The organism is Sphingomonas sp. T1 (assembly GCF_902506585.1).
GTDB lineage: Bacteria > Pseudomonadota > Alphaproteobacteria > Sphingomonadales > Sphingomonadaceae > Sphingomonas > Sphingomonas aerolata.
This window is the reverse complement of record NZ_LR733875.1, coordinates 307597-318410: the sequence shown is the minus strand read 5'-3', so window position 1 is coordinate 318410 and position 10814 is coordinate 307597. Positions and strand designations below refer to the sequence as shown.

Annotated in this window: 8 protein-coding genes; 4 read left to right on the top strand and 4 right to left on the bottom strand. The window is 66.2% G+C overall.

The annotated features are described in order from the left end of the window. Positions 1-5: 5 nt before the first annotated feature. From GV027_RS01405 to GV027_RS01395, 3 genes are all read left to right on the top strand, one after another. A complete protein-coding gene (locus tag GV027_RS01405) occupies positions 6-1922 on the top strand; it encodes an alpha-L-fucosidase (protein WP_159510717.1) in 1917 nt (638 codons plus the stop codon). Positions 1923-2020: 98 nt separating this feature from the next. After that, positions 2021-2284, top strand: a complete 264-nt coding sequence (locus GV027_RS01400; protein ID WP_159510716.1) for a hypothetical protein — start codon at positions 2021-2023, stop codon at positions 2282-2284. A gap of 104 nt (positions 2285-2388) precedes the next feature. Beyond that, positions 2389-4455 (top strand): catalase, encoded by a 2067-nt coding sequence (locus tag GV027_RS01395; RefSeq protein WP_159510715.1) that lies wholly within the window; start codon positions 2389-2391, stop codon positions 4453-4455. 125 nt (positions 4456-4580) lie between these two features. Here the strand turns inward: GV027_RS01395 and GV027_RS01390 are convergent, their stop codons facing one another. The 4 genes from GV027_RS01390 to GV027_RS01375 form a co-directional block, all read right to left on the bottom strand. Beyond that, entirely contained in the window at positions 4581-4832 is a 252-nt protein-coding gene (locus GV027_RS01390; protein WP_159510714.1) for a hypothetical protein, read from the bottom strand. Positions 4833-4839: 7 nt separating this feature from the next. Further along, positions 4840-5634 carry a formate/nitrite transporter family protein gene (locus GV027_RS01385; protein ID WP_159510713.1) on the bottom strand — a complete coding sequence of 265 codons (795 nt, stop codon included), beginning with the start codon at positions 5632-5634 and terminating at the stop codon, positions 4840-4842. After that, positions 5631-7991, bottom strand: a complete 2361-nt coding sequence (locus tag GV027_RS01380; RefSeq protein WP_159510712.1) for an FdhF/YdeP family oxidoreductase — start codon at positions 7989-7991, stop codon at positions 5631-5633. The genes GV027_RS01385 and GV027_RS01380 overlap by 4 nt, the downstream gene beginning before the upstream one ends. 156 nt (positions 7992-8147) lie before the next feature. After that, positions 8148-9527: an ABC1 kinase family protein gene (locus GV027_RS01375; RefSeq protein WP_159510711.1), complete on the bottom strand. Its 1380-nt coding sequence runs from the start codon at positions 9525-9527 to the stop codon at positions 8148-8150. Positions 9528-9635: 108 nt separating this feature from the next. Between GV027_RS01375 and GV027_RS01370 the strand changes: the two genes are divergently transcribed. Beyond that, positions 9636-10763, top strand: coding sequence for a lactonase family protein (locus GV027_RS01370; RefSeq protein ID WP_236558994.1), 1128 nt, complete (start codon positions 9636-9638; stop codon positions 10761-10763). Positions 10764-10814 lie beyond the last annotated feature (51 nt).

Here is a 10814-nt window from a genome sequence, read left to right as displayed (position 1 = left end):
CGTTGATGACCGAAGTTTCCCGCCGCCTCCTGCTCGCATCGGGCCTGGCCGCAACCGCGACGCCTGCGCTCGCGGCGACCCGCGCGGCCGCCCCCAAGCCATGGGGTGCGACGCCGTCGAAGCGCCAGCTCGCCTGGCATGCGCGCGAGCAATATGCCTTTGTCCATTTCTCGATCAACACCTTCACTGATCGCGAATGGGGCTATGGCGACGAGGATCCCAAGCTCTTCGATCCGACTGATTTCGACCCCGACCAGATCGTTGCGGCGGCCAAGGCAGGCGGCATGCGCGGCATCATCCTGACCGCCAAGCATCATGACGGCTTCTGCCTGTGGCCGACGATGCTGACCGAGCATTGCATCCGCAACAGCCCGTACAAGAACGGCAAGGGCGATGTCGTCGGTGAGATGGAGCGCGCGACCAGGAGGGCCGGGCTCGATTTCGGCCTGTACCTTTCGCCCTGGGATCGCAATCACGCGGACTATGGCCGCCCGGCCTATGTCGAGTATTTCCGTAAGCAGGTGGTCGAGCTCTGCACGCGCTATGGCACCCTGTTCGAATTCTGGTTCGACGGCGCCAATGGCGGCGACGGCTATTATGGCGGCGCGCGCGACACGCGGAAGATCGATGCGCCGAAATATTACAACTGGCCGTCGATCGTCGCGCTGGTCCATCAGCATCAGCCGATGGCCTGCACCTTCGATCCTTTGGGCGCCGACGTGCGCTGGGTCGGCAATGAGGACGGCGTCGCTGGCGATCCCTGCTGGCCGACCATGCCGAACCATCCCTATGTCCAGAGCGAGGGCAATTCGGGCGTGCGGGGTGCGCCGCTCTGGTGGCCGGCCGAGACCGACGTCTCGATCCGGCCGGGCTGGTTCTATCACGCGGACGAGGATGCGAAGGTCAAGACGCCCGCGCGGCTGGTAAAGCTGTACGACGAGTCGGTCGGTCGCGGCACCAACCTCAACCTCAACCTGCCGCCCGACCGGCGCGGCCGCCTCGCCGATATCGACGTCGCCGTGCTGAAATCCTTCGGCACCGCGCAGGCTGCCACCTTCGCGCGCGACCTCGCCCAGGGCGCGGTCGCGACCGCCAGCCACAGTCGCGGCCCCGGCTTCACGCCGGCAAACGTCCTCGACGGTCGCTCCGACAGCTATTGGTCGACCGCCGACGGCATCACGACTCCCAGCCTCGTGCTCGAGCTTCCCCCCGGCCGGGCCTTCGACCTCATCCGCCTGCGCGAATATCTCCCGCTCGGGCTGCGCGTGACGCGGTTCGCGGTCGATGCCGAAGTGGACGGCCGGTGGCGCGAACTGGCGCAGCACGCCTGCATCGGCGCGCAGCGTATCATCCGCCTGCCCGCGCCGGTCACGGCCCGCCGCCTGCGTCTGCGTATCCTCGAAGCCCCCGCCTGTCCCGCGATCCGCGAGATCGCGCTTTTCCGCCAGGTCGCGCCCGCCGCGGTCGCCACCGTCGTCGCGTCGGATCCGAGCATCGTCGCCACGACGCGCTGGTCGATCGCCGCCGCCTCCGAGCCCGGTGCACAGGCCCTGCTCGACAACGACACCGCGACGAGCTGGGCACTGCCCGCCCCCAAACCCGGCGCCCCCGCCTCGGTGACGATCGACCTCGGCGCGACCGAGACGCTCGCCGGGTTCAGCCTGACGCCGTCGCGCGCGGTGATGGCGGACACCGCACCGCCGAAGGGCTACCGGATCGAGACGAGCACCGACGGCACCGACTGGCAAGAGGCCGGCAAGGGCGAACTGCCCAACATCGCCTATGCGCTCGCGACTCAGCGGATCGCCTTTGCGACCCCGGTCACCGCCCGTCTGCTCCGCCTCAGCTTTGCCGAGACCGCGATTCCTGCCCGTCGCCTCGCAATCGCCGGGATCGGCGCGTTCCGGCCGCGCAGCGGGTAACGCAATGATACGGTCTGTCCCACGCGTGCAATAAATCGCGCGCATACCCCAGGTCGGATCCGGTGCCGCGACGGTGCCGGTCCGGCCGGGGACACGCCATGACAGCGATCGAAACCAGTGCAACGCCGATGACCACAATCGCAGGGGTCGCCATGGACGGTGCCGAGGCCGCGCCGGTGATACGATCGGCCTGGCTCGCACCAGGATTCTACCTCGCATTCCTGTTCGGTGCGCTGTTCCTGTTCGCGATCGGCCTGCTTCTGCTCTGGCGGTCGGCGAATAAACTCCAGCGATTCCGGGCACCTGCTGGAAACGGACTCGGTTCGGCGTGGTCGGGGCAACATCCGTCGCCCACGATCTGATCCCCTAACATGAAGCAGGCCGATTCCTTGCCGCCTGCATGGACCCGGTCTGGTGGATCGCACGTTGAGCCCCCGAACTTCGTCCTCGACAGCAAGGATCCGCAATGAGCGACACCGAACAGCGCAACCCCGGCAACGGTGGTGAGACGCATCAGCAGGCAGGCGGCGACGTCCCCGTCCTGACCACCAACCACGGCGTGCCCGTGTCCGACAACCAGAACAGCCTGAAATCCGGCGCGCGTGGCCCCACGCTGCTCGAGGATTTCGTGCTCCGCGAGAAGATCTTCCATTTCGATCATGAGCGGATCCCCGAGCGGATCGTTCACGCACGCGGATCGGGTGCGCACGGCTATTTCGAAGCTACCGATGACATTTCCGACCTGACCAAGGCGGCGGTGTTCAAGAAGGGCACGAAGACCGAGCTCTTCACGCGCTTCTCGACGGTCGCTGGCGGCGCCGGTTCGGTCGACACCCCGCGCGACGTGCGCGGCTTCGCGGTCAAGTTCTATACGACCGAGGGGAACTGGGATCTCGTCGGCAACAACATCCCGGTGTTCTTCATCCAGGACGCGATCAAATTCCCCGATCTGATCCATTCGGTGAAGATGGAGGCCGATCGCGCCTATCCGCAGGCCGGTTCGGCACACGACACCTTTTGGGACTGGGCATCGCTGACCCCAGAATCGACGCACATGCAGATGTGGGCGATGTCCGACCGCACCCTGCCGCGTTCGCTGCGGATGATGGAAGGCTTCGGCGTCCACACGTTCCAGCTCGTGAACGAAGAAGGCAAGTCGAGCTTCGTCAAGTTCCACTGGAAGCCCAAGCTTGGCCTCCAGTCGACGATCTGGGACGAGACGCTCAAGCTCCAGGCCGCGGACAACGATTATCATCGTCGCGACCTGTGGGAAGCGATCGACACCGGCGACTTCCCCGAATGGGAGCTGGGCATCCAGGTGTTCGACAAGGCTTTCGCCGAGGCGCAGCCCTATGACGTGCTCGATTCGACCAAGCTGATCCCCGAGGAGGACGTTCCCGTCCGGATCATCGGCCGGATGGTGCTCGACCGCAACGTCGACAACTTCTTTGCCGAGACCGAGCAGGTCGCGTTCCTGCCGACCAACATCGTCCCCGGCATCGATTTCTCGAACGATCCGCTGCTTCAGGGCCGTCTGTTCAGCTATCTCGACACGCAGAAGTCGCGTCTCGGCACGACCAACTTCCACCAGATCCCGGTCAACGCACCGCGCAGCCCCGCTGGTAATTTCCAGCGTGACGGCATGATGCAGACCAAGGTGCCCAAGGGTCGTGCTAATTACGAGCCGAACAGCCTGTCGGTTGTCGGCGAAGACGGCGGCCCGCGCGAATCGCCGAACGGCTTCGTGACGACCACCAACCCGACCGGTGCGGACGAGCAAGGCGAGAAGCTGCGGATGCGCGCCGAACTGTTCGGTGACCATTACAGCCAGGCACGGCTGTTCTGGGTGTCGGCGACCGACAATGAGAAGGCGCATATCGCGTCGGCTTTCACCTTCGAGCTGTCGAAGGTCGGTCTCGCGCATGTTCAGGAGCGCACCGTCGCCAACCTCCGCAACGTGAACGAGGAACTGGCGACGCGCGTTGCCGATGGTCTCGGCATCCCCCTGCCGGCGGCCAATCCGGCGTTCCGCGCGCCGGTCGACATGCCACCGAGCCCGGCATTGTCGATCCAGAAGAACATGAAGGAGACGCTCGAGGGCCGTCAGGTCGGGATCCTGATCGCCGACGGGTCGGATGGCGCGGAGATCGACGCGGTCGTCGCGGCGGTCGAGGGTGCAGGCGGCAAGCCAGTACTCGTCGCCCCCAAGGTCGGCGGCGCCAAGCTCGCCGATGGCAGCATGAAGAAGGCACAGGGCCAGCTTGCGGGCAGCCCGTCGCAGATCTTCGACGCGGTGGCGGTCGTCCTGTCGGCCGATGGGTGCAAGACGCTGCTGAAGGAAGGCGCGGCGGTCCAGTGGGTCATGGATGCGTTCGGTCATCTGAAGGCGATCGGCGCCAGCGATGCGGCCAAGCCGCTTCTCGACAAGGCCGGCGTGGAGCCCGATGCGGGTGTGGTGGCGCTGGCCGACATCGCGACCGCGGGTGCAAAGCGCTATTGGGATCGTGAGCCCAGCGTCCGCATGCTCGCCTGACCGGCACGAGAATGAGATCACGCCGTTCGCGCGTGGTCTCATTCGTCTGACAGAAGAACGGCCGCCCCGCACATCATGTGTGGGGCGGCCGTTTCGCGTCTGGCCCAGCTGTACGCCTGGATGGTCTAGGAGCGAACGAGTTCGGCGATCTCGAACGCGTGCGATCGCCAACCGCGCTGGATCGACGCCTCCTCGGCCGCGACGCGCTTCTTCTTCGCCTCGGCCAATGACTTGCTGTGCCCCCAGAAGACTTCTGTCTTGCCGTTAGCGAGCACCGCGACGATCCGCCAGTAATGGGTGAACGCCGTCGCCGTGGGCCCGATCGTCTTCACATAGCCATCGGGCAGCGTCGCGGTGAGATAATGCTTCTTGGCCAAGTGCGCGTCAGTCCGCCGCTGGCGCGGTTGCGGCGTCCGTCCTGGCCGCGAGCATGTACCCGAAGACGACGAAGACCAGCCCGCCGACGGTGTTTCCCGCAGTCACAACGACGAGATTATGCACCGTGCCCGCCAGATCGATAACCGGATGCGGCGCCATGAGGCCGAGCGTGAGCGCGGTCATGTTGGCGACCGAATGCTCGAAACCGGCAGCAACGAACGCGAGCAGGATCCAGGCCATCGCGATGCACTTGGCCGCATCACCCTTCATCCGTGCCGCCGTCCAGATCGCGAGACAGACGAGCCAGTTGCACAGGATCGCCCGCGCGAACAACGCGATCCCATCCGCCTCGACCTTGTGCTGGACATAGGCGTTGAACATCGTGTCGGCATTGGCGAACACGGCGCCGCCCCCGCCGATTGCGAAGATTGCCGATAGCAGGACGCCACCGACCAGATTGCCGAGCCAGACGACAGTCGCCAGCGTGATCGCCTCACCATAGCTGATGGTCCGCTTCGCCAGGCCGAAGCCGAGATACATGACATAGCCGGTGAACAGCTCGGCGCCGGCGAATACCGTCAGGATCAGGCCGATCCCGAACGTCGCGCCCATCACCAGTGGCCGGACGCCGGGAGGAAGCCCCGCCGCCGCGCTGATCGCCAGGATCATCGCGATCCCGATATAGGTTCCCGCCAGGATCGCGCCCGCAAAGAAGCCAACCGGCGAGCGACGCCACGCCGCGGCCTTGGCCGCCGCGAGCGTCGCATAGGTGTCGATCGTCGGCGCGTATCCCGCGCTCATGCCATAGCGGCCTGGCTCTGGCCGACGACCCCAGCGCGCGCCACGCCGCGCTCCGCACCGACATCCCCGCCGGCCCGCCGCACCGTCACCGGCACCGACTTATAGGACGGGGTGAAGCTCTGCGGATCATGATCCTCGAGCGCGATCAGCGGCTGCGTCTCGGGATAATAGGACGCGATGCACCCGTCCGGCAGCGCATAGCGGACCAGGGTCAGCTTCTGCACGACGCGGTCCGGATGCGCATATTGCAACGCGGTGGCGACATCGACAACATCGCCCTCCGCATAGCCGAGCCGCGCCATGTCACGCTCGTTCATGAACAGGATGTCGCGACGGCCGAAGACACCGCGATACCGGTCGTCGAGGCTGTAGACGGTCGTGTTGTACTGATCATGCGCCCGCAGCGTCGTCAGACGCAGCACGTCCGGCGCGTTCGCGGTCTCGTCTTCCTCGATCCCCTCGGCAACGATGAAGTTCGCCTTGCCGCTGCTCGTCTTCCAGATCCGCAATGCGGCGGAGTTGGGGAGGTGGAACCCGCCCGGCTTGCGGATCCGCGCGTTGTAATCGGCAAAATCAGGGAACACGGCCTCGATCTTGTCGCGGATCAGGTCGTAATTGCCGACATAGGCATCCCAGTCGATATCGCCCTTGCCCTTGAGCGTCGCCTTGGCGATCTCGCCGACGATCCAGATCTCGGACTTCACATTCTCGCCCGGCGGCATCAGGAATCCGCGCGACGCGTGGACCATCGACATCGAATCCTCGACGGTGACCGACTGCGGGCCACCGGCCTGCGTGTCGAGCTCGGTCCGCCCCAGGCATGGCAGGATATAGGTGTCCTTCGCCATCAACAGCATCGTGCGGTTGAGCTTGGTGGTGATGTGCACCGCCAAGTCGAGCTTGCGGAACCCTTCAGCGCACGCCTGCGGATCGGACGACGCGATGGCGAGGTTGCCGCCGAGGCAGACGATCGCCTTGGCCTTGCCGTCGCGCATCGCGGCGATGCTCTCGACCACCGAATGACCATGCTCGCGCGGCGGCTCGAAGTTGAAGACCTTCTTCATCTGGTCGAGCAGCAGCGGCATCGGTCGTTCGGTGATGCCGACCGTCCGGTCGCCCTGCACGTTGCTGTGCCCGCGCAGAGGACAGATCCCGGCGCCGGGGCGGCCCATATTGCCACGCAGCAGCAACAGGTTCGCAAGCTGCTGGACGTTGCTGGTACCGGTGCGGTGCTGGGTGATCCCCATGCCGTAACAGGCGATCGTCGCCTTGGACAACGCATAGATCCGCGCGACATCCTCGAGATCCGCCCGGCGCAAACCACTGGCCTGTTCGATATCGGCCCAATCGGTCCGTGCGAGATCGGCGATATAGGGTTCGAGCCCGTCGGTATGCTCGGCGATGAACGCATGGTCGAGCGCGGGTTCGCCGCCGCTCGCGCGCGCCGCCTCGTCGAGCGCCACGAGTGCCTTGGCGATACCCTTGAGCGCCGCGGCGTCGCCGCCGACCTTCACCTGCAGATAGGAGCTGGCGATCTGGGTCGCCGACATCGTCGCCATCTCGACCACCGACTGCGGCGATTCGAAGCGTTCGAGCGAGCGCTCCTTGAGCGGGTTGAACACGATGATCTTGCCACCGCGGCGCGACACCTCGCGCAGCGTCGCCATCATCCGCGGGTGGTTGGTCCCCGGATTATGGCCGATCGACAGGATCAGGTCGGCATGGTCGAAATCCTCGAGACTGACGGTGCCCTTGCCGATCCCGATCGACTTGGGGAGGCCGACCGACGTCGCCTCGTGGCACATGTTCGAACAGTCAGGGAAATTGTTGGTCCCGTACAGCCGCACGAACAGCTGATAGAGGAACGCTGCCTCGTTCGAGCAGCGGCCCGAGGTATAGAATTCGGCCTGGTTCGGATCCGGCACCGCGGCAAGACCCGCACCGATCGCGGACATCGCCTCCGCCCAAGTCACGACCTCATAATGGTCGGTCGCGGCGTTGTAGCGCAGCGGTTCGGTGACGCGACCCTGATCCTCGATCCAGTGATCGCTCTGCTTCCAGATCTCGGCGACGCTGTGCTTGGCGAAGAAATCGGCGCCGATCAGCTTCGCCGTGGATTCCCATGCCACCGCCTTGGCGCCATTTTCGCAGAATTCGAACGACGAGGTATGCTTGGGGTCGGGCCAGGCGCAGCTCGGACAGTCGAAACCGTCGGGCTGGTTGGACTTCAGCAGCGTCTGCCCGCCCCGCACGACGATCTGCTGGGCCTTCAGCGACGTGGCAACCGCCTTGAGCGCACCCCAGCCACCGGCCGGGCCCGTATAGTCGACGATCCCGTCGGGACGCTTGTTACGCATACTCAAATCTCCAAATCGGGCGTGTCACCGCGGAAATTGCCCGGGTCCATGCAGCCTTAACGTTTGGAGTCGCGATACCGCGCCGCAGCATAAGCGGCAAAACAGGAAAATCGCAGCCGGTGATCGCCTTTATAGGTCAGTACGGCTTTCATTTGACTAGCAATAAGGTTCGACCATCGCGCGCACGTCGACGCGCGCCTTCAGCCGTGCGGCGAGCAGTGCGGTACCGCTGATCTTGCGCTGCACGAACAGCATGTCGGCCGACGGGATATGCCAGGTCGACCGGTCGCGTGCGATCGCCGCGCCCTCGTCCCGGAGTACCGAGACGAAGCTGCGATCGCCGAAGTCGAACGGCCCCGTCCGATTCATCTCTGCCAGGATCACGTCGATCATGCGGTCGATCTGTGGCTGATGCCCCACGACCGCGGCCTCGCCCAGAAAGCCCGCCTGAACGGCTGCGTCGCGAACCGCGTCGCGCTGTCCGGCGAGCCCAGCGGCCAGCAGCCGGCGATACCCGTCCGCTACGTCCTGCGGCACCGCGCGCGCGGCCCCGAAGTCGAGCAGGACGATCCGCCCCGTCTCGGCCTGCCAGCGATAATTCGCGAAATTGGGATCGGTCTGCATCAGCCGCCAGTCGAGCAGTTCGTGCAGCGTGAGCCTGATCAGCCGCTCCATGGCCGTATCGCGTACGTCCTGGGGTGCGGTCTCGAGGCTCTCGATCGGCGTACAGTCGATATACTCCATCGCCAGCACGCGCGGCGTCGACAATGTCGGCTCGAGTTGCGGGACGACCAGCCCCGCATCGTCGCCCACCAGCGCGCGATAGCGTCCCAGCATCTCGCCCTCGCGGACATAATCCGCCTCGTCGTGCAATTGCTGTTTCGCGTCACCGAGCAGCCGCGTGATGTCGAGCTCCTTGGGCAACAGCCCCGACACGCGCAGCAGCGTGGCGACATTGTCGACATCCGCGTCGATGCTGTCCTTCACGCCCGGATATTGCACCTTGATCGCCAGCACACGTCCGTCGGGGAGCCGTGCCCGGTGCACCTGGCCGATCGATGCGGCCGCGACCGGATGCGCCTGGAAATGGGCGAAGCGGCGGCGCCAGTCCTTCCCCCATTCGGCCGTGAGCACCCGGTCGAGCTGCGCGGGCGGCATGTGATGCGCATCGTTGCGCAGCCTGGCGAGGATCGTCGCCAGTTCGGGCGGCAGCATGTCGCCCGCGTCCATCGACACCATCTGGCCGAGCTTCATCGCCGCACCGCGCAGATGCGAAAGCTGGTCCGCGACCCGCACCGCGTTGGCGGGGGTCAGCAGCAGGTCCGACATGCGCGGACGCTCGCCGCTCGCGAGCCGCCGGGCGCCCTCGGCGACCACCCCGCCCGCGACGCCGCCGGCAAGCCGCCCGAACACGCCGAGCCGCGACAGCCGGCCCCGCGGGATCGACCGCCCGCCACGCGATTGCGATCCCGCGTCGAAGCCGGACTCGTTATCAGCTTGTGGATTTTGTTGAGTGCCCGGCTCCGTGCCGGGCATGACAGGATCTTCGCTCGTCGGTCTATCCTCGGTCTGGAGAGCCCCTTGCGCGAGACCGCTTCTTAGATGGTAAGCTGGGGTGGAGGATCAACCATCGGACCGCCATCCATGACGCCACCTGTTTTCAATAACATCACCCGCCGCACATTGCTCTGCGGCATGGCGACCGCGACGCTCGCCACCGGTCTGCGCGCCGCACCGCCATCGCCGCGCGACGCCCGCGTGCTCGTCGGCACCTATGCGCGCGAGGGCGGCAAGGGTCTGTACACGCTGTCGCATGACCGGGCGCGCAATCGCTGGCAGGTCGAGCCGCCGGTCGCCGGGATCGACGACGCGTCGTTTGCGGTGCGGGCACCCCGCACCGGGCTATGGTATGTCCTGCGCGAGCAGGCGAAAGGGTCGGTGACCGGCTTCACGCCCGACTGGAAAGCCCGCGGCACGATGCCGTCGGGTGGCGCCGATCCCTGCCATGCTGCGTTTGACGACGCGTCCGGCTGCCTCGCCATTGCCAATTATTCGAGCGGCAGTGTCGGCTTCTACCGCATCGATCCCGCGACCGGTGCGCCGGGCGAACCGACGATCTTCCGCCATGAGGGGACCGGTCCAGACAAGAGCCGTCAGGAGGGGCCGCATGCGCATTGGGTCGGGTTCAGCCCCGATCGGCACTGGCTGCATTCGGTCGACCTCGGCGCCGACACGATCTTCGCCTATCGGTTCGATCCGGGCGCGCGCAGCCTTGCCGCACCGGTCCCGGCTTGGCGCGCGCCGCTGGGAACGGGACCGCGCCACCTCGTCTGGCATCCCCGCCTGCCGCGCGCCTATGTCGTTGCCGAACTCGCCAATACCGTGACCGCGCTCGATGCACAGCCGGACGGGCGTTTCACCACCCGCACGCAGGTATCCACCCTGCCCGATGGCCATGTCGGGTCGTCCCAGGCCGCGCACATCGCGATCGATCGCGCCGGCCGGCATCTCTACGTCTCGAACCGCGGCGCTGACAGCATCGCGGTGTTCGCACTTGATCGCGACGGAGTACCGACCCTCGTCCAGCACATCGCCGCCGGCGGACACTGGCCGCGCATCTTCCTGCTGCTCGAGGATCAGCGGCAGATGCTCGTCGCGAACGAGCGGTCGGGCACGATCGCGGTCATGGCGCTTGGCAAGGACGGCCGTCTCGCGCCGACCGATCAGACCCTGCGCGTCCCCGGGGCGGTGTTCCTAGCGCCGACTGGCTGACGATCACCCGACCCATAACGCCCCCGGCCCTGCCCTTGCACGGGCCGGGGG